Raw genomic sequence first — 18,866 nt, 5'->3', positions numbered from 1 at the left:
TTGCTTTTCAGGGACGCGTGGCATCTTTGACCGTTAGTCCGTCCTGCTGTGAGTGCTTGGCTCGCAATGGGGCGGTTTCGTGCAGCCATAGGCCTAATAGGCCCACGACCACTGCACAAGCAGCCTGCAACATTAGAGGCGCGCTCAGCCCAGCGATGTCAGCCAACCATCCGCCGGCGATCGGGCTCAGAACACCCCCGACGATTTCCCCCATGCCCATCACTAACCCCACGCAAGCAGCGATGCGGTGCGCGGGGACTGTTTCGGAAGGGATGGTGGCCATAAAAATAGGCGCCACTCCGCTGGCTGACCACGTCAGAAAAAGAATCAGGCACAGCATCCAGAAAGGCCCGTCGAAGTACAGGGCCGCCAACGGTGTGAGCGCCCCGATCAAGGAAAACACGACAACCACGGTTCGACGTCCTAGGCGGTCTGAGAGTGCGGGCACGATGTAGCTGCAAATCGTCGCGCTGGCACCCAGTACGCTCATCAGAATGCCCATTTCTGTTGAACTAAAATGGCGCTCATTCATGTAGTACACCGGCATAAAGGCCCAGCCCAGGACCATCCATGCCACATAAAAACAAGCAATCAGCATGCTTAGCCAGACGTTGCGATAGCGCAGTAGATCACGCAGCGCGTCATTGCCAGGGGCCGTAATCGTTGTCGCTACCGGGGCGATGACGGCTTTGGGCTCTTTGACGTACTTCCAGATCAACCACGCCGCCATTAGACCGGGGATCCCGGCCACGAAGAAAGCCAGTCGCCAGTCGTAATGGCTGGCGATCGCCACCAGCACCAGCGGGGCAATGCACGAGCCCAGCAGGTTGCTGCCGAAGTTCTGCATGATGCCCATGTTCTGGCCCCGTCGTGTCGGGGTCGAGTTCATGGCCATCAGTGTTTGCGAGATGGGCAGAATTGGCCCCTCGGCCACGCCCATCAACAAGCGTGCGGCGAGTAGCATGAAGAATGAACCCGCGAGGCCAGAGATGAATGAGCAAGCTGAAAAGACAATGACCGCCACCAGCAAATACGGTTTACGACGACCGCTGCGGTCCGACTGGGCGCCCAGCAGGTAGCCCGACAGTGCCCAAGTTAGGGAAAGTGCCGATACCAGCAGGCCGATCTGTGTGTTACTTAAATTAAGGTCTTTCGCCACGAAGGGCGCCAGGAAACTCATGGCATTTCGATCAAAGAAAACAAAGCCAAAGCTCAGGCTAAGAACAAACAACAGACGGTTTTCATAATGAGAGAACCAGCGGCGCATGGTGAATCTCCGGCATGATTATTGTTATGGGTTGACTGATGCGAGTTACGCCTCAGTCGGCAATGACATAGCAAAGGGCAGGCCAGTACTCATTTAATTAGCTAACTTATTGAAGTTAAACAGTTTTAAAGAGCTCTGCAGCGCTTCTACCTTGATCTTCGTTGATGAAGGTGGGAAAAAATTGATGATCAAATCCGATGCCTCCAATTCCCTTCGCGGCCACGTGCGGTGGAAAACAAAAATAATTAGGAGATTGCATGAATCGCTCGCCTCAGACGGTTACCCATCATCAGCCTGCTCGCCTCGTGCAAGGCTATGAAACCTGCGCCCCAACACCCGCAGACCTTCGCCGGTTTCTGCGCTTTTCCGATGAGGATGCGCGTATCTGGCTGGATGATCAGAGCATGGTCATGCTGCACTCCACAGCACTGGGAGCGCTGCGCCAAGAATTGATCGAGAGCGTTGGCCATGAGGGCGCCAAGCGCATGTTGATGCGTATTGGCTATTCCGCGGGTACCCAGGATGCCGCCTTAGTGCGCAAGCGTTGGCCAAGCGGCGACGAGCGCAGTTCATTCATTGCTGGCGGTCGCCTGCATGCCTTGCAAGGCATGGTGCGGGTGGAAACGGTCGACCTGGATCTGAACATCGAGAAGGGCCATTTTCATGGCGAATACCTGTGGCATGACTCTCGCGAAGCCCACGAGCATATTGCGCACTACGGTATTGGTGACGAGGCCGTGTGCTGGATGACCCTGGGTTACGCGGCGGGTTATGCCAGCGCGTTTATAGGCAAACTGGTGGTGTACCGCGAAGTGGAATGCGTTGCAGCAGGTGGCAGCATTTGTCGAATTGTTGGAGATACCGCCGACCGCTTGCCTCACCATGAGCACAGTGAGGCCCAACGATATTGGGACCCAGCCCATTTCATCCGGATGAATTCGATCTGGTCCTCAACGGAAAGCGACGCGCCACAACCTGCCAGTACTACAGCGACCACCACCATCAGCAGCCTCCCAGTGCAGGACGATATGGTGGGCATCTCGGCGGCATTCAGCGTCGCGCGCCATCAGATCGCGCAGGTTGCCCCAACGCGTGCCACCGTGCTCTTTAGTGGTGAGTCAGGTGTTGGTAAGGAAGTATTTGCCAAATGTTTGCACCGACTCAGCCCACGAGCTGATCAGCCGTTGGTGGCGGTCAATTGCGCTTCGCTGCCGGAGAGTTTATTGGAGGCCGAATTGTTCGGTGCCGAAAAGGGTGCTTACACGGGGGCGACTCAAGCGCGGGCAGGGCGCTTTGAACGCGCTTCGGGTGGCACGCTGTTTCTCGATGAAATCCAGGCGTTGAGCTTGAGTGCGCAGAGTAAGCTGCTACGCGCCTTACAAGAGGGGGAGATCGAGCGAGTCGGAGGCAGCAAGCCAATCAAGGTTGATTTGCGGGTGGTTGCGGCCACTAACATCAACCTGCGTACCGCTATCGCTCAAGGCACCTTTCGCGAGGATCTGTTTTTCCGACTCAACGTCTTTCCTATTCATCTACCGCCGTTGCGAGAACGTCGTGATGACATACCGTTGCTGATGGAGCATTTCTTTAAGCACTTCACAACGCTGCATGGCAAGCAGGTTACCGGTTTTAGCGCGCAAGCCGTTGAAGCCCTGCTTAATCACGATTACCCCGGCAACATACGCGAGCTGCAAAATCTGGTGGAGCGCGGGGTGATTGCGGCCCCCAACAATGCTTCAGTTCGAACTCAGCACCTGTTTCCCAACGGGGAGCAGGCACCGCGCCCCGGTTTGAGCATAGGAGGCGACGGCAGCTTGGGCGTGTCATCGCCCCAGGCCAGCGGGACCGAGTTGGATCTAAACGCATCGCCCATGTCGCAGCTCAAGCAATCGATCCAGTGCCAGCAAGTGGAGCATTACCGGCACGTGCTGCAGACCTGCGCGGGTAATCTCTCGGCCGCTGCACGGCAATTAGGCGTGACACGACCGCAACTGGCGTATCGGCTCAAGACCTATGGTTTGGCTTGATCATTGAGGATGATCAAAACCGATTGAATTGATCAAATGTTTTTCGCCTCAAAGGCCACCGCACGCCCGAATTTAAAGGTGTTGCCGGTGGCCAGCAGTGCTGGCATAGCCTTTGCGATGTAGCTCTCGCGGCCCGATGGCCGCTCTTGATAATGACAACAATAGAGAGAGCATCATGATTGCTAAGCAGCGCAGCATGCCTATGTCCGGGATTTGCCTTACCCCTCTGTCTGCATTACTCCTGTCACTTGCCAGCACCTCGTTAATGGCTGAGGCCCTGGCACCCGAGGATGCGATCAAACTCAACCTGCAGGTCTGGAATCTCTCGGTGAAGAACCTGAACACCGGCCCGCAGCCGTATAGGTATGGCAACAGCGGCAACGTGTTCGCAGGCGCCGAGGCGGACATGGCCAAGTTAGCTGGTATTGAAGGGGCTTCAGTGTCTTTTCAGTACGTGTTCTTTCCGTGGATGCGGGGCGAAGGTCAGCCAGCACAGGACAGTTGGCAGGGTAAGGCCGGTAGCTTTTTTGCTGGAGCGCCCATGCACAACGACATCGATTCCGGTTATTTGGCGCGATTCACTTGGAATCAGCGCCTGCTAGAAGACCGTCTGGAGTTGGTGGTGGGCCGTAGCAATGCCAAGCAGCACTTCTACATGTCTAACTGCAACAACGTGGTGACCTGCAACGATCCTGTCATCGATAACTCCACGGGTATCTTGCCGTTCCCTTATGGCAGTTGGAGTTTGTATTCGCGCTATCGAGCAGACCAAGGGCGGTATGTGCATGCTGGCGTGTTCGAGTCCAACCCACAGCATTATTTCAAGGACACCAAAGGTTTTGATTGGGACCCGGGCGATGCCAGCGGTGTGTCGATATTGGCCGGATGGGGCGGTGAGCAGGGCTTCGATCAGACCCCATACGCCTACCATTATGAGTTCAATGGTTTTTACAACAGCGGCGAGCAGACCGACCCGCTAGATGGCAAGTCTCGTCGGGGCAGCAGTGGATTACTTTTCAAGTTTCGTCAAACCCTGGCTCGCGAGGGCGATGCGCGGGTGCCGGAAAAAGCGTGGCAATGGTTCGGCTCTTGGTCGTGGAGCGCCGATGACATGCAGCCGTTTGAGCACTTCGCCGAGGTGGGAATCACCCGGCTGGGACCTTTTGATCGGCCTCAGGACAGTATCAATTTAAAGGCCAGTTATTTGCTCCTTGGAGCACGTCAGGCGAAGTGGCAGGAGCAAACGCGCTTGCTGGCGACGGGAGAGAATGAGCGTACGCGGCGGGGTGTCTCGCGTATTGAGCTCAATACCCATTGGCAAGTGACTCGCGACTTGGCGTTGGAGCCCAGCGTGCAATATGTCTTCAACCCAGACAACTTTTACAACCCGCAGGCGCCGGTGAGCGGCAACGGTGCGGTAATTGCTTTGGAGGTGATGTACGACTTGGGCACGGCATTGGGGCTGTAACGCATGAGCCCACACCGGCGGCGGTTGCCGCAGGTGTGGGCCATTGACTCAACGTGAATCAGGCGGGTTCAAAGCAATAGACAGCCAGCTTGTTGCCATCCGGGTCGCGTGCATAGGCTGCGTAGGCATGCGGTGCCCAACTGCGAGGACCAGGCTGGCCTTCGCAGCGGCCGCCAGCGGATATGGCCGCGGTGTGAAAGTTTGCCACGACTTCGCGATTCGGCGCCTGGAAGCTGACAGTCACGCCGTTGCCAACAGTTGCAGGCGCACCATTGGCGGGGCGAAGCACGAAGAAGGCGGGGGTTTTATCGCCCCAGATCGAACCGTTTTCTTCCAAGTCCATTAGCCTGTTCAAGCCTAGTTGGCCGAGCACGATGTCGTAGAACTGGCGCGCTTTGGCCAGGTCATTACTGCCGACCGTTACGTGGGTGTACACACTCATGTTGATTCTCCAGCACAGGTTTAGAGTGCTCGCCGCCTAAGGGCTGCGAGCAGGTTGAAATCATCAGGAAAATTGAGGGGCAACCATGACCTTGCATTGATCAGTGCGTTGCCTAAGCGCTTCAAAGGCCTGCGGCATTTGCGCAAGCGAAACGGTGTTGCTGACCATCCCCAAAGGCACCGCGTGAGGGCTATCGAGTACGTCGATGGCAGCGCGAAATTCGTCGAGATTGAAGAAGGCTGAGGTCACCAGATTGACCTCCTTGGACAGCGCCTTAAAGGGCACAAAACTGTCTGCCACGGTACACAGTCCCAGGATGACTACCGTGCCACGAGGGCGCACGTACTCTATGGCCTGGGCAATCAACCCTGGGCGGCCGACGCATTCAAAGACAATGTCTGGGGGCGCTCCCAGGCTTTCGACAATACGCCTCTCAAGGCTGGCGTCATTCACCAGAAATGTGCTGGCCCCCAGGTGCAAAGCGCGCTCGCGCTGCCACTCTCCCAGATCGGTGATGCAGACCTTGGCTGCCCCCAAGCGCCGCGCCCAAAAAGCGACGGCCAAGCCAATAGCACCTGCTCCCAAGATCAATACCTTGGCGCCTGGACGCAGCCGCGCGCGCGCAATCCCGTGCAGCGCCACAGCCAGTGGCTCAGCCAGTGCGCTGTCGGCTAAGCCGATACTGGATGGGAGCACCACGCATTGGTGAGCCTTGGCAGTTGCAAATTCGGCAAAACCACCGCCTTGCAGGCTGAAATCCGAACACCAAGCGGGCTCGCCCCGGCGGCAACTGTCGCACTGCCCGCAGCCGCGCAGCGGGGCCACGGCTACGTGGTCACCAACGCGCAGGCCGCTGACCTGTGACCCGCATTCGATCACGCGGCCACTGTATTCGTGGCCTAGGACAGTGTTTGGCGCAATGGCGAACGCCGGGTCATGTGTCATGTGCAGGTCGCTGCCACAGATGCCGCAACGGCAGACTTCGATCAATACCTCATCGGGCCGAGGTGTCGGAGTGGGTAGGGTGGCCAGTTGTAAGGGTTGCTGCATAGCCTTGAAAACAATTGCTTGCATCGTGGTCTCCTCAATCAACTCGTCCGAGCATTTGTCCGCCATCAATCACGATCTGAGCGCCGGTGACGTAGCTTGCGGCTGGTGACGCTAGGAAAAGCGCCAGACCTTTGATCTCTTCGGTGCTGGCAATTCGGTGTTGAGGGACGCGCAGTGCAAAGGCGGCACGGTCTGCGGGATTACGCAGCCGTCCCCCGGCGATATTGGTGACAAAGGGGCCGGGGGCGATGGCGTTGACGTTAATGCCGAAACGAGCCAACTCCATGGCGGCTTGGCGCACCAGCGAGGCTGCCCCAGCTTTCGCGGGCATGTAGGGAGTGCCGACGATCGCTTCGTTAATCATTGCAGCGTTTGAGGTGGTAACGATGATGCGTCCAGAGCCTTTGGGTTTCATCAAGCGCACGGCTGCCCGCAGGGTGGTGAACACGGAGGTCAGATTGGTCGCCAGTACCTTGTCCCAATGGGCTTCCTCAAGATTTTCTAGGGCGCCTTGTGCACAGCGCTGGCCGTCGCTGTCGAGAAAGCCTGGGCCGGAGTCGATGCCAGCATTGGCGAATACCACGTCGAGTCGACCGTAGCGTTCCCCTATGCGCTCAAAGCAGGCATACATCGCCGAGCGATCGGTGGCGTCCACGACCTCGCCGTGCACGTCCAAGCCTTGGGCTGCCAGGCGCGTCACTTGCTCGTGCAATAACTCACCATCAATGTCCAGCAGTGTGACCTTGGCGCCCGCTTCGGCCATGACTTCGGCGTAGGCCAGGCCAATGCCGCTGGCGGCCCCGGTGACCACACACGTCAGGCCTTCTACGGCAAATCGTTCCCAACATTTCATGCTAATCACCTTTATAGAAACAACGCCTTGTTGATCGGCAAGCCATGTTTTTCGCAATGACTGACGTAATGATTGATGAACCAGAAAACGTCGGTTGTTTCGGTGTGATTGCCGTGTTCGTCAAAAAACTCGATGGGGCCGTGAATCCAGAAGAGCGCTTTCATGCCCTGAGGGTCATCGGAATAGAGGGTGTGTGCGGTGCCGGGTGTTTCGTAGACGAAACTGCCGGGTTGTGAAATCCAGTCATATTCGTAATAGCCCCAACTGCCTTCAAGCGTGACGGCTGAGACGGCTGCGCGGTGGCGGTGGGTACCAATGCGACCGCCACCCTTGACCCATAGAATGTTGCAGACACTGCCAGTGCGAACATCAAAGCTGAGGTGACGGATCGCAGCACTGTCGCCGAATGGCACCCAGGGTGACTCGTTTTCACCGATGCCAATGTGACCGCCGTGCAGGGCGTATCGATCAACGATGGCGGCATGGGGTTCAGGGGGCAGTTGAACAACATTTGGCTTAACGGTATTGGACATGGAGAGGCCTCGGATCATTTTTTTTATAGGGCTGGTACGCAAGCGCAACCAGGCATTAGAGACCGTTTGCACAGGCTGTGCCAAAGGCTGGAAAGGCTGTATTTACTGGGCCGGAGAAGGTGGAACAGTAGGCAGGGCTTACCTTAAGTGATGAGTTTTATGATCAAACTTGATCAAGTCAGCAGGCTGTAAATGAGCCAAGAGCAATCGCTGGCGGTGACGCGCAACTCGGTCAATTGCAAGGCTGAAATCGTGCTCGCTCAAGGGCTGAATGGTGGTTTTGATTAAGTCAGTAGCTGCCAATCATTAATCGAGCATTGTGTGATTGTTCGCTAAGGGATTGATTTATATAACACTACTTGTTTCTTAATGTTTCTAGTGAATATGCTGTTTTTATACCCATGTTTAATGGTTTTGTGCTGTTTTAGGAGGCTTGTTGCCTGTTTGTCACTGGATAAATTGATTTATATAGTTAAAAAACCTGCTTAACACTTCCTATACTGCGGGCGGGCCCTTACCCATGTTTAAAACAATAAACCTGCGTTCAGGGTTGTTCTGTACAGAAGCGAGTTGCTCCTTGGAAATGAGAAGCCGTCACCGCCTCTCATTGCCATGCATCTAATAAGTCTAAGAATGAGAAATAGTTTAATGAATAAACAATCGATCCAGATTGCCCTTGCTTACATGTCCGTTGTTATTGGTGGTGGATTTGCCTCTGGGCAGGAGGTACTTCAGTTTTTCACCGGCTATGGGCTTATAGGTATTGTCGGCACTCTGGTGAGCGGTTTGATGTTTGCCTTCCTGGGCATGCAAATCGCTCGAATGAGCTCAAAGATGCAAGCGAGCTCGCACAAGGAGGTTCTCTACGTTCTGTTTGGAGCACGCCTCGGCCTGGTCGTCGACGTAGTGCTGTCTTTCTTCCTGTACGGCGTCGGCGTGGTGATGTTGGCCGGTAGCGGCTCGATCTTTTCCCAGGAGTACGATCTGCCTCCCTTGTTCGGTGGCGCGCTGATGATGGTTTTGGTGATTGCCACGTTGTGCATGAACGTGAAGCGCATCATCGACTTGATCAGTGTGGTCATGCCCTTCTTGCTGGCGATGGTGCTGATCATCACCACTTACTCGATTTTCAGTTACAACGCCCCCATCGAAACCCTCGATGCGGTGGCACGCGAGAACAACGAAACGGTCACAGGTAACTGGTTTGTAGGTGCCTTGTTGTATGCGTCCTTCAACATTGCTGTCGGTTTTCCGATGCTGGCTGTTATTGGTGGGATGACCCAGCAACCCAAGGCTGCCGCACTCGGCGGCATACTCGGCGGCCTTGGTCTGGGGGCGCTGATCTTGCTGCTGAACATCGGGCTGTTTGCCAATATCAATCAGCTGCAAGACATCGAAATGCCTACTCTTGCGCTGGCAGCGCGAATCTCGCCAATGCTTTCGGTCGTGATGGCGTTGGCACTGGTTTGCATGATCTACAGTACGGCCGTGGGGATGTTTTTTGCATTCAGCGCCCGCTTTGCTAAACCAGAAACTAGCCGTTTCAAGTTGATTAGCGCGGTCACGGTCTGCATAGGTTTGGGCTTGAGCCTGGGGGGCTTTAGTAAATTGGTGGGCACTGTCTATCCGCTACTCGGCTATGTGGGTTCTGCCCTGATTCTCGCTATTTGCTTCAACTGGGTTCGCAGCCGCTCCATTGCTAAAGCACAGGAAGCTGCATCCTGATCCCTTAGGCCTAGGACGTTCAGAACGGTAGGCGTGAGCTTGAACGGATGCCATTATTTCGGACATTTTTTCGATGCTCACGCCGCTAGTCTTTCTGCCTCTACCGGTGAGTGGTCACCGTTGTAAGCGTGGCGCCTAATGCTGTTGTAGCGCGCCACACAGCGGTTGATACCATCCCGCGCTCATACCCCGATTTGTAGCCTTTGTCAGGCATCCGGTCAGACGACCGACTACTTCACTGCGCCTTAAAATGAGCCGAGTCTGCTCGATGAGGTGGGGGCCAGAGCAGGATAAAACCTGACGTGGGACCATTATGAAATGCAGATTCGGCCCGGAATCGAAACCCACGCAGCGCTGCCTAAGGGCAAGATTTGAGGTCTATGGTATGGAACTAATAGGCCATCTATGCTGACTGAGAGAGAGGTTTCAGGTAGGTATTCTGGAATTTAGAGATTTACATAAGAGGACGTGAACGCTTAACTCACAGAGTTTTATAGACTCGACTGTGCTAGCAACTCGTTTTGCCTATGTTGAGTAGGGACAGGAATAATCGTGCGCTGTAGCGTGCCACAAATAAGGAGGCTCTCATGGGGCAAAAACCTGTGAATGATCAACCCGCAAGCCCTCACACCTCGAGTGAGGATGGGATCCCGGCGCCGAGCGGGGCAGCCAACCTGATTGATACTGACTACGTCATTGGTCAAGATAATATTAAAGGGGAGTTTTCATTTTCACTGGATATACACGGCAAGGTTTTTATCATTTCGGCTGCCACTGTTCTGTTGTTCGTCATCCTGACGCTGTCGTTACAGAATGAAGTAGAGCCTTTATTTAGCGCTATTCGGGCTTGGATTACGGGGCATCTTGCTTGGCTGTTCATGAGTATCGCCAATGTTTTCGTACTGCTCTGTTTTGCGTTGATATTATCCCCGCTGGGTAAAGTTAGGTTGGGCGGTAAAGATGCAACGCCGGATTATACTTATATCGGCTGGTTTTCTATGCTCTTCGCCGCCGGCATGGGCATTGGTTTAATGTTTTATGGTGTGGCGGAACCCATGTCTCACTATGCCGCGTCTATGAGCGGTATTACCGTTGATGCAAGCGGTGTAAGAACTGACTGGGCTCCCTTGCAAGGCGCGGCAGGAGATATGAAGACGTCTTCTGACTTGGCGATGGCTTCTACCATATTTCATTGGGGCTTACACCCTTGGGCGATCTACGCGATCGTCGCTTTGTCATTGGCTCTGTTCTCCTACAATAAAGGCTTGCCACTGTCTATTCGGTCAATCTTCTATCCGTTAATGGGTGAACGCGTCTGGGGATGGCCAGGTCACCTGATTGATATTTTGGCTGTGTTTGCTACTTTGTTTGGTTTGGCAACGTCTCTAGGTATTGGCGCTGAACAGGCCGCAGCGGGTATTGAATACCTGTTTGGTATCGAGTCTAACAATTTGAGTAAAGTGATACTCATTGTTGTTATCACACTTATTGCTCTCTGGTCTGTACTTTCAGGCTTGGATAAAGGCGTGAAGATGCTGTCCCAAATAAATATGGGTCTGGCTCTTCTTTTGCTGGTGTTTATCGTCGTGGCCGGGCCGACATTGGTGATATTTTCCGGGTTTTTCAAAAACCTAGTTAGTTACGTAGAGTACCTTCCTGCGCTGTCCAATCCGTTTGGCCGCAGTGATGTCGAGTTTACCCAAGGGTGGACGGCATTTTACTGGGCGTGGTGGATCAGTTGGTCTCCGTTTGTAGGGATGTTTATCGCTCGTGTCAGTCGTGGCAGAACGGTAAGGGAGTTTCTGGTTTCAGTGTTGCTCGTTCCGACATTGGTTTCTATCTTGTGGATGACGACGTTTGGTGGAACGGCCATCGATCAAACCACTGCACAGGGGCTTTCAAGTGTTAAGGATGCTGTTTTGGAATTGAAGCTGTTTGCAATGCTCGGAGAGCTTCCTCTTATGCACATCACTTCATTCTTAGGCATTGTTCTGGTGCTTGTATTCTTCATTACATCTTCGGACTCAGGCTCACTGGTCATCGACACAATCACTGCGGGTGGCAAGGTTGACGCGCCAGTACCTCAGCGCGTGTTCTGGGCTGTTATTGAGGGTGTGATCGCCATTGCGCTTTTGTTGGGGGGAGGACTGGTGGCGCTTCAGGCAATGGCTGTATCAACGGGGTTGCCTTTCGCAATAGTATTGCTGATCGGCTGTATATCCCTTGTTAAAGGTCTGATGTCTGAACCGCGCTAAAGATTAATTGAGTGGGTATAGCCCGCTCGGTCTATCTAAGCGTAACAACAGACAGCGCCTTCAGCCCTTAAGGCTGAAGGCGCGCTTTTGCAATAGATGGGTCAGTCCCATAACTCGCCAACAGGCGTCGTGCGGCTGTAACGATTGGCTATTTGTGCTTGAAGCAACTCCGCGGTTCCAAGGGCATCGGTCAGTGCGTGATGGGCTTGATAGGCAGGAAGATTGAGCCGCTCGCGACTGTCAGACAATCGGATGGATTCTGGCTTGCGTCCCATGATTCGAGCAAACCAACTCAGTTTCTTGCGATAAACGCGAGCCTCCAGTTGCATCGTATCAATGACCGGGAACTCTATGCCTTCACCCAGAGACTTGCGCAATGCCTGGTCGAGAAAACCTCGCTCAATATTTCGGTAATGAACCACCATCACCTTACCTGCCATTGCAGCCAAAAGCTGTTCACTAATTTGTGAAAAAGTCGGAGCATTTGATATTTCAGCATGCGTGATGTGATGGAAAGTCACCGACTTGTCATTCAACTCAGATGTTGGCTTCAGTACCCAATAAAGCGAGTGGTTGCAATGTATGCGCTCTAAGGTCAATGGCATCAAGCCAATACTGACAATACTGTGGGCCTGTGGGTCCAGCCCGGTAGTTTCTATGTCCATTGCCAGCAGTTGAACACGTTCTATCGGTGTCTGGGCTGACACTGCGCCTGCTTGGTAAAACTGACGTAAACAAGGGCTCTTTGCTTGGCGTGCCAAAACCTCGAATCGAGCTGACCAGTCTAGAACATCAGAGGTTATATTTTTATTCATGACCTTCACTGTTAGACCCGCCCCTTGGCAGGGTAACGGAATCGCAGGAAATTCTGTGCGTTACTTAATACCTGAAAGGCCTCTTTGAGGTTGTGCCTCTCGCTATTAGAGAAGCTTCTTGGCTCAATATAATTGTTAGGTGTTGCGCCCTGTTCCAGTGCTTCAACTTGGTGCCGAATACGCACGATTGATAAAAATTCTAGGGTGTAGCGCAGGTGTTTGATTGCCTTAGGAGGTACTAAATTGCTGGCCGCTATAGCGTCAAGGCGATCAAACGAATTTTGAGCGTTACTGCCGCATGCCAGCGCGTGGATGCGAATAAGGTCGGTGAGCGGTGCTGTGCCGCGGCCCTTAAGGTTGATGATTCTTTTTTGTTGTCCGTCTGTCTCAACGACAAACGTACGGAAAAACCCCAGAGGCGGGGTGCGATTGAGCGCAATTCTAGCCATTGCATTTAGGAAGCTAGGATGTGCTCTCGCTTTCGTAGCACATAAGTTTTGTAACTCTCGCACATACTCAAGTTGCCCATAAACGCCATCGAGATCGAAAAAAATACAACTGTGTAGAAGTGTCGTGGGGTTTGGCTTTTCAATCCAGCTTTCAAAATAATTTCGCCAGACCCTTAAGGGCTGGCGCCACTGGTCATTAGTCGCCATGATTGCGCCTTTGCAGTAGCTATAACCACACGCAGCAAGGCCATCACTGACGAAGGTTGCCAAACTTCGAAAGTAAGCGTCATGAAGCTCAGGGTTGAACGCGTCGTCCAATATCAAAGCATTGTCTTGATCTGTGACCAGTAACTGTTCGTCACGAGCCATCGAGCCTAGAACCATGAAGCAATACGGCACTGGGGGCGGCCCAAGTTTTTTTTCTGCTAGCTCCAAAATACGCTGAGTAAAGGCGCGGCCAATGCCTGAAATCGCACTGCCGATCATGTGGGCTGTCGCTCCATCGCGGACCATGCGGATATAAGTGCCGCGTAAGTCTTGTAACAGTATCCTCAGCCCCTCAACGGATGTTTGGTTCGAGATTCGATTAACCAAGTACAAGCTACTCTGCGACTCATATCGGATGATGTCCGATAGATTGATCAGGCCAATGGGACGACCTTGGTGTAAAACAGGCAGGTGATGGATATTACGGCGCAGCATCATCAGCATGGCCTCGAACACCGAGTCATTGGCACTGATAGTCACCGGGGCCGCAGTTATGATTTCGCTGATACGTGTTTCATCAGCGTTTTTGCCTTCAGCGACAAGGCGAGTTCGCAAGTCTCGATCGGTAACAATGCCCTCGATCTGAGCTGTTTGCAGATCTGCTGTCGACATAACCAATACGCAAGAAACGCTTTGCTCGGTCATCTTCTTGGCTGCGTCGCTCACGCTTGCATTGGCATTCACCCATACTAAGGAGCGTGAAATAATCGCTCGACACTTGAGTTGGATAAGCTCGCTGGCTCTGCCTTGTGCTTCGACGGCGGACTTTAGCCGTGAATGACCTTCTGCCTCTACAAAATCAGCAAATGAATCATGGTGAGCGCACAATTCAGCGAATACATCGGCAGGAATGAAATAGATCAGGCTATCTTCCAACGCCCTTGCTGGAAATCGGACCTTGTTACTGCGTAGCAGACCGGCCTGGCCGAAAATATCCCCTTCAACAAGCCGATCATGCAATTCACCATTGCGCCGGTAAATCTCAACTGCCCCGCTGCGCACATAATGCAAGTCTTGGATGGACGAACCGGCTTCAAGAATGTCAGTTCCCGCTTTGAAATAGCTCACTTCAACGTGTCGGGCAATATTGTCAACCGACTCCTTGGACAGCGTATCAAAGGGCGCGAAACGAGAAAGATGGTCGCTGATTTCCTGTAGCTCGATTTGCATGCAGCCTCTCAGTGTGCGAACAGATTTCAATGAGTGAGCGTCAAATATATATCGCCATTTATGTTTTGTCTTGTCAGGTGGGCAGAAAACACCTCTACCTCGTTAGTCAGAGATATATCGTTTGGGAGTGCCGAGTGAGTTGTTGTTTCGAACAGGGTGCAATAGCTAGAGGCGCTCAGGAGTTTACTTTAATAAGGGTTGCTGTTTTCAACCGTGTTTGAATCGGTATGGCGTTTATATATCGCTTCAATATGCAGAGCAGGCTGGGTGATTGCGCCATTCACACTTCGCATCTTTAGTTCGATGCCGCTGTGAACGTTTGTGAGAGTTGGGGGCTGTCGAGCGCAGTCACGACAGCTTGATTGCCTTCGCCGTGTTAATTACCTGCGCGCTGGCTATGTATTAATGATCAAGCGCTTTCGCAGGGACTAGTGTTTTAACCTCTTCAATGGAGATGTAAGGGATTATGCTGCTGGGTAACTTGGAGATAGTAGACAAGTTATAGACACTGAATTCAGGGTTTATCACTTTCTCGGCCATTAACTCAAATGAAGGGATAATACGGGATTCCAAATGTTCATCCAGCACGCACGGCGATTTTGCAGACTCGACGGTTTCATAGAAACGCCCTGTTTCAGGGCATAAGTCTACGCCGACCATAAATACCTTGTTGAAGCCTGCATGGAACGCAACTTGTAAAGCGAGGTAGGCGACCGTCCGAGCATCGAAATACCCCTCGCGTAAATCCTTGCTGAAGCCAATAGTGCTATTTCGACCTTTATAGAATTTTGAGCGGCGTATTAGGTTGGAGGGAGCACCTGAAAACAGGTCTTTCCAGGTAGCTTTAGGCGCTTTTTTCAAGGCGTAAAACTCACCCGTAGCTAGCGGAATATTGTGCTGCGCGTAGTCTTCTCGCAGCACGACTCTCTGGCTTTTCGCCAATGCTGCGTGGAATAACCGGGTTTGCTGGGTAAAGAAACCTGAATCGGTGCACACGTAAAAATAAGGGCTGACAGGCGTGTTCAGAAACATCGAAATTGCGCCATTTACCACAATCATCGGTACGTGCTGGAACTCACATAAAGGGAAGTCTTTGGCCGATGCTCCAGACGCAATGATAAACACAGCGCCTTCTGCAATATCTCGGCATTCCGAAAGGTCTGAGGGAACAGTTTCCGGGAAGGGTAAGCATTTATTGACAGTGCTCATGGCTTTCAGCCCTCGGGAGCGGAAACTGAAAAACGGTACTCCCATATGCGCAAGCCATATGTAGGGTATGTCCATTATATGTGTAGGAAACGGACTGTATTTATGAAGATTCTGTCAGTTAGCCTGGATATAGGTAGGATTCATCTGTGCCACATACTGAGCATCACATCATAGGTGGCAGCCCTCGCTGTTCCAGAAGACTTATCTAGGCTTTTTACAAATGTTAAGAAATGTGGCTTTTCTTAACATTACTTAATAAATCCCCCTTTTTGAATGTGATGAGGTAACTGCCCACACGCGTTAGATCATGACTGATGAGACAAGGGCTATTGATGGGTGCGCTGTTTATGGGCAATGTATTAACAAGCGTGTTTTGCTAAATGAACGTGCGCCGTGTTGTCGTTTGAACGCCACTGCATAGTTGCTGACTTTTTTATAACGTTATTTAACTTGGCTGCGCTGTTCTTTAACTTTTTCTTTACCGTGCAAATCTCTTAGCCGCAATCACACATACGATCACCGCACCAGTGATGCCAAACATGCCGGCAGTCACGGTTTCATGGAGAAAGGTCGCTGCTAAGGCCAATCCAAAAAAGGGCTGTAGGAGTTGCAGTTGCCCCACGGCGGCAATGCCCCCTTGGGCCAGTCCGCGGTACCAGAAGAAGAAACCGATCAGCATGCTGAAGAGTGAGATATAAGCCAGGCTAAACCACGCAGGCAGGCTAATACCTGCAAAGGTGGGGGGCGCTAACATCACAGCCAGTGTTGCTGTGACGGGTAACGACAGTACCAGCGCCCAACAAATAACCTGCCAGCCGCCCAATGTTCTGGACAGTTTTGCGCCTTCGGCATAACCCAGGCCGCACACCAGAATCGCCAGAAGCATCAGGATGTCACCCTTTGGCGAGGCAGTCAGGCCTTGAGACAGGGCAAACGCTACCACCAGCGCGCTGCCCAAGATTGAGAAAAGCCAAAACGCCGGACGCGGACGCTCCCCGCCGCGTAGCACACCAAAGGCTGCCGTCGAAAGCGGCAGCATGCCGAGGAAGACGATGGAGTGTGCGGAGGTCACGTGTTGCAGGGCTAATGCCGTTAGCAATGGGAACCCCACGACCACGCCAACTGCCACGATCAACAGTGGCACAAGCTGGCTTTTATTCGGACGTTTGGCCCTCAGCAGCAACAAAATGCACAACGCCAGAAGGCCAGCGCTAGAGGCCCGTGCAACGGTCAGGAAAACCGGGTTAAACGCCATCACCGCCACGCGTGTTGCGGGCAATGACGCGCTGAATATCACCACCCCGATAAAACCATTGATCCAACCGGCAAGATTTTTCTCCGTCGATTGGGTGTGCAGGCTGGAGGTACGTTCCATCGGGTCTCACGCTCAAGGCTAATGGCAGGATTGCATTGCGCTCATGCTATGGCTGAAGATTGATGACAATCAAAATATTGTCATGGATACATCCTTCTATGCCTCGTTCCCGATACAAGTTGTTGGTTGATAGGTTTGCCGCGGACATCCGCTCAGGACGATTGCTGCCGGGCACACGCCTGCCAACACATCGTCAACTGGCAGCGACAGAAGGGTTGGCATTGGTGACAGCAAGCCGGGTGTATTCAGAACTTGAGGCCATGGGCCTGGTCAGCGGCGAGACCGGACGCGGTACTTTTGTCAGGGAAACGTCGCTGCCGCCGGGGCACGGGATCGACCAGCCAGACGTGACGGCAGGCATGCTGGACCTCAATTACAACTATCCGTCTGTGCCGGGGCAGGCCGATTTGTTGCGAACGGCCTTGCGCCAACTGGCGTTGTCCGGCGACTTAGAGTCGTTGTTGCGCTATCAGCCCCATGGCGGACGCCTGCATGACCGAGCCTCAGTGGCGCGGCACTTTTTGACGCGGGGCTTGAACATTCCTGCTGAGCAAGTATTGATCGTTAACGGCGCACAGCATGGGTTGACGGTAGTGCTGATGGCGCTGTTAAAACCAGGCGATGTTGTGGCCGTTGATGCGTTGAGCTACCCGGGGTTCAAGGCGCTTGCGCAAACACTGCACCTGGAAGTGCTGCCTGTACCAACCACTGACCGAGGCCCCGATCTCGATGCTCTCGAAAACCTCTGTCGCAGCCGCTCGGTCCGCGCGGTGTACAGCATGCCGACCTTGCATAACCCGCTGGGTTGGGTGATGGACATTGAGCAACGTCAGCAGTTGGTGTCGATTGCGCGCAGGCATGACCTTCAGATTATTGAGGATGCTGCCTACGCCTTCCTTGTAGAAAATCCACCGTCTCCGATTGCGGAGCTGGCACCAGAACGCACGTTGTACGTGTCCGGATTATCTAAAAGTGTGGCCGCTGGCTTGCGGGTCGGTTACATCGCTGCCCCCGCTCATATGATCGCTGCCTTGGAGCGCGTCATTCGCGTGACCGCTTGGAATACGCCCGGCGTCATGACCTCGATCACCAGCGCGTGGCTGGACGATGGAACCGTGGGGCGGCTGGAGGTGCAAAAGCGCAAAGACGCACACGCCAGACAGATCATCGCTGATGAGTTATTGGCAGGGCTGCAGACTGTGCGTCATCCATTTTCCTACTTTGTCTGGCTGCCTTTGTCAGACGATGCCAGGCCCGAGCAAGTGGTGATGGCACTGATGCGCGAACAGGTTTCGGTCTCGTCCGCGCAGCCGTTCGCCACATCGATTCATGTGCCGCGCGCCATCCGGCTGGCGCTGGGGTCGGTTGACATGGAGTCCCTGCGTGAGGGGCTGGCGAAGGTTAAGTGGGTGGTAGACGCGTATTCGTAGGGCATGGAACGCGAGTGTGCGCTTACGCCATCGGGGGCAAGCGGCGCTTCACCGGGCTCTTCTTAATGATGGCGGTATTGGTTTCGGCGTACGCATTCAAGTTGTCAAGCAGAGTGTCTAATTGCTCAATCGAGCGCACACACAGACGGGCGATAAAACAGTCTTCACCTGTCACCTTGTCGCACTCGGTGAACTGAGGAATGTTCTGGATCTGACGCTCCACTTCCTGCAACTGTCCGGGCAGCGGACGAATCCGAATAATGGCCTGCAATTGATAGCCAAATGCCTTGGGGTCCACTTCCACGGTATAACCCTTGATCACCTCACGTTCTTCAAGCTTGCGTATCCGCTCCGCGACGCTGGGTGACGATAAACCGCTTAGGGCCGCGAGCGCCTTCAAGGACTTACGGGAGTCTTCCATCAATGCGCCAATCAACAGCTGATCAATCTCGTCAGTCATTTCTCGCTCCTTAGGCAAAATAGGCAAAATGCCTCAACAGTAAAGGCGCACCCGCCCGTTTGCCTTTTGCG

Annotated in this window: 15 protein-coding genes; 5 read left to right on the top strand and 10 right to left on the bottom strand. The window is 53.5% G+C overall.

Translation table 11 applies throughout. From position 1 onward, the window contains the following. Positions 1 to 7: 7 nt before the first annotated feature. Positions 8 to 1,267 (bottom strand): MFS transporter, encoded by a 1,260-nt coding sequence (locus B347_RS0100870; protein ID WP_019407837.1) that lies wholly within the window; start codon positions 1,265 to 1,267, stop codon positions 8 to 10. A gap of 257 nt (positions 1,268 to 1,524) precedes the next feature. Between B347_RS0100870 and B347_RS0100865 the strand changes: the two genes are divergently transcribed. Together B347_RS0100865 and B347_RS0100855 are read left to right on the top strand one after the other, a co-directional pair. After that, on the top strand, positions 1,525 to 3,294 hold the full coding sequence (locus B347_RS0100865; RefSeq protein ID WP_019407836.1) for a sigma-54-dependent Fis family transcriptional regulator: 1,770 nt from the start codon (positions 1,525 to 1,527) through the stop codon (positions 3,292 to 3,294). Between the two features lie 175 nt (positions 3,295 to 3,469). Next, positions 3,470 to 4,762: a carbohydrate porin gene (locus B347_RS0100855; RefSeq protein ID WP_019407835.1), complete on the top strand. Its 1,293-nt coding sequence runs from the start codon at positions 3,470 to 3,472 to the stop codon at positions 4,760 to 4,762. Between the two features lie 58 nt (positions 4,763 to 4,820). Here B347_RS0100855 and B347_RS0100850 read toward each other — a convergent pair whose 3' ends face one another. The 4 genes from B347_RS0100850 to B347_RS0100835 form a co-directional block, all read right to left on the bottom strand. Next, positions 4,821 to 5,204: a VOC family protein gene (locus B347_RS0100850; protein ID WP_019407834.1), complete on the bottom strand. Its 384-nt coding sequence runs from the start codon at positions 5,202 to 5,204 to the stop codon at positions 4,821 to 4,823. Positions 5,205 to 5,267: 63 nt separating this feature from the next. Further along, positions 5,268 to 6,278: a zinc-dependent alcohol dehydrogenase gene (locus tag B347_RS0100845; RefSeq protein WP_019407833.1), complete on the bottom strand. Its 1,011-nt coding sequence runs from the start codon at positions 6,276 to 6,278 to the stop codon at positions 5,268 to 5,270. A gap of 10 nt (positions 6,279 to 6,288) precedes the next feature. Then, positions 6,289 to 7,107 (bottom strand): SDR family NAD(P)-dependent oxidoreductase, encoded by an 819-nt coding sequence (locus tag B347_RS0100840; RefSeq protein ID WP_019407832.1) that lies wholly within the window; start codon positions 7,105 to 7,107, stop codon positions 6,289 to 6,291. 11 nt (positions 7,108 to 7,118) lie between these two features. After that, positions 7,119 to 7,640: a 2,4'-dihydroxyacetophenone dioxygenase family protein gene (locus tag B347_RS0100835; protein WP_019407831.1), complete on the bottom strand. Its 522-nt coding sequence runs from the start codon at positions 7,638 to 7,640 to the stop codon at positions 7,119 to 7,121. Between the two features lie 648 nt (positions 7,641 to 8,288). On the opposite strand from B347_RS0100835, the gene B347_RS0100825 reads away from it, so the two are divergent. Further along, a complete protein-coding gene (locus tag B347_RS0100825; protein WP_019407829.1) occupies positions 8,289 to 9,365 on the top strand; it encodes a YkvI family membrane protein in 1,077 nt (358 codons plus the stop codon). Between the two features lie 587 nt (positions 9,366 to 9,952). Further along, complete coding sequence (locus B347_RS0100820) at positions 9,953 to 11,620, top strand: BCCT family transporter (RefSeq protein ID WP_019407828.1); 1,668 nt, start codon at positions 9,953 to 9,955, stop codon at positions 11,618 to 11,620. A 101-nt stretch (positions 11,621 to 11,721) separates the two neighbouring features. Here the strand turns inward: B347_RS0100820 and B347_RS0100815 are convergent, their stop codons facing one another. From B347_RS0100815 to B347_RS0100800, 4 genes are all read right to left on the bottom strand, one after another. Further along, positions 11,722 to 12,435: a 3'-5' exonuclease gene (locus B347_RS0100815; RefSeq protein WP_033386851.1), complete on the bottom strand. Its 714-nt coding sequence runs from the start codon at positions 12,433 to 12,435 to the stop codon at positions 11,722 to 11,724. Positions 12,436 to 12,446: 11 nt separating this feature from the next. Beyond that, on the bottom strand, positions 12,447 to 14,321 hold the full coding sequence (locus tag B347_RS0100810) for a DUF294 nucleotidyltransferase-like domain-containing protein (protein ID WP_019407826.1): 1,875 nt from the start codon (positions 14,319 to 14,321) through the stop codon (positions 12,447 to 12,449). A 402-nt stretch (positions 14,322 to 14,723) separates the two neighbouring features. Next, on the bottom strand, positions 14,724 to 15,530 hold the full coding sequence (locus B347_RS0100805) for a lipopolysaccharide biosynthesis protein (protein WP_050997480.1): 807 nt from the start codon (positions 15,528 to 15,530) through the stop codon (positions 14,724 to 14,726). A gap of 478 nt (positions 15,531 to 16,008) precedes the next feature. Next, on the bottom strand, positions 16,009 to 16,905 hold the full coding sequence (locus tag B347_RS0100800; protein WP_019407824.1) for a DMT family transporter: 897 nt from the start codon (positions 16,903 to 16,905) through the stop codon (positions 16,009 to 16,011). Between the two features lie 98 nt (positions 16,906 to 17,003). Here B347_RS0100800 and B347_RS0100795 point away from each other — a divergent pair, with 98 nt between their 5' ends. Continuing rightward, positions 17,004 to 18,335: a PLP-dependent aminotransferase family protein gene (locus B347_RS0100795; protein ID WP_019407823.1), complete on the top strand. Its 1,332-nt coding sequence runs from the start codon at positions 17,004 to 17,006 to the stop codon at positions 18,333 to 18,335. Positions 18,336 to 18,357: 22 nt separating this feature from the next. Here the strand turns inward: B347_RS0100795 and B347_RS0100790 are convergent, their stop codons facing one another. After that, the gene (locus tag B347_RS0100790; protein ID WP_019407822.1) at positions 18,358 to 18,795 is read right to left on the bottom strand and encodes an Lrp/AsnC family transcriptional regulator; all 438 of its coding nucleotides are present in this window, start codon (positions 18,793 to 18,795) and stop codon (positions 18,358 to 18,360) included. Positions 18,796 to 18,866 lie beyond the last annotated feature (71 nt).

The sequence above is a fragment of the Pseudomonas psychrophila HA-4 genome (assembly GCF_000282975.1).
GTDB classification, from domain to species: domain Bacteria; phylum Pseudomonadota; class Gammaproteobacteria; order Pseudomonadales; family Pseudomonadaceae; genus Aquipseudomonas; species Aquipseudomonas psychrophila_A.
This window is presented reverse-complemented; position numbering and strand designations above follow the sequence as displayed.

Bases quoted from the DNA above. Each gene is read 5' to 3' on its own strand.
- B347_RS0100815 (WP_033386851.1), bottom strand. From the start codon at position 12,435: ATGAATAAAAATATAACCTCTGATGTTCTAGACTGGTCAGCTCGATTC.
- B347_RS0100810 (WP_019407826.1), bottom strand. From the start codon at position 14,321: ATGCAAATCGAGCTACAGGAAATCAGCGACCATCTTTCTCGTTTCGCG.
- B347_RS0100855 (WP_019407835.1), top strand. From the start codon at position 3,470: ATGATTGCTAAGCAGCGCAGCATGCCTATGTCCGGGATTTGCCTTACC.
- B347_RS0100840 (WP_019407832.1), bottom strand. From the start codon at position 7,107: ATGAAATGTTGGGAACGATTTGCCGTAGAAGGCCTGACGTGTGTGGTC.
- B347_RS0100795 (WP_019407823.1), top strand. From the start codon at position 17,004: ATGCCTCGTTCCCGATACAAGTTGTTGGTTGATAGGTTTGCCGCGGAC.
- B347_RS0100835 (WP_019407831.1), bottom strand. From the start codon at position 7,640: ATGTCCAATACCGTTAAGCCAAATGTTGTTCAACTGCCCCCTGAACCC.
- B347_RS0100845 (WP_019407833.1), bottom strand. From the start codon at position 6,278: ATGCAAGCAATTGTTTTCAAGGCTATGCAGCAACCCTTACAACTGGCC.
- B347_RS0100805 (WP_050997480.1), bottom strand. From the start codon at position 15,530: ATGAGCACTGTCAATAAATGCTTACCCTTCCCGGAAACTGTTCCCTCA.
- B347_RS0100870 (WP_019407837.1), bottom strand. From the start codon at position 1,267: ATGCGCCGCTGGTTCTCTCATTATGAAAACCGTCTGTTGTTTGTTCTT.
- B347_RS0100790 (WP_019407822.1), bottom strand. From the start codon at position 18,795: ATGACTGACGAGATTGATCAGCTGTTGATTGGCGCATTGATGGAAGAC.
- B347_RS0100865 (WP_019407836.1), top strand. From the start codon at position 1,525: ATGAATCGCTCGCCTCAGACGGTTACCCATCATCAGCCTGCTCGCCTC.
- B347_RS0100820 (WP_019407828.1), top strand. From the start codon at position 9,953: ATGGGGCAAAAACCTGTGAATGATCAACCCGCAAGCCCTCACACCTCG.
- B347_RS0100825 (WP_019407829.1), top strand. From the start codon at position 8,289: ATGAATAAACAATCGATCCAGATTGCCCTTGCTTACATGTCCGTTGTT.
- B347_RS0100800 (WP_019407824.1), bottom strand. From the start codon at position 16,905: ATGGAACGTACCTCCAGCCTGCACACCCAATCGACGGAGAAAAATCTT.
- B347_RS0100850 (WP_019407834.1), bottom strand. From the start codon at position 5,204: ATGAGTGTGTACACCCACGTAACGGTCGGCAGTAATGACCTGGCCAAA.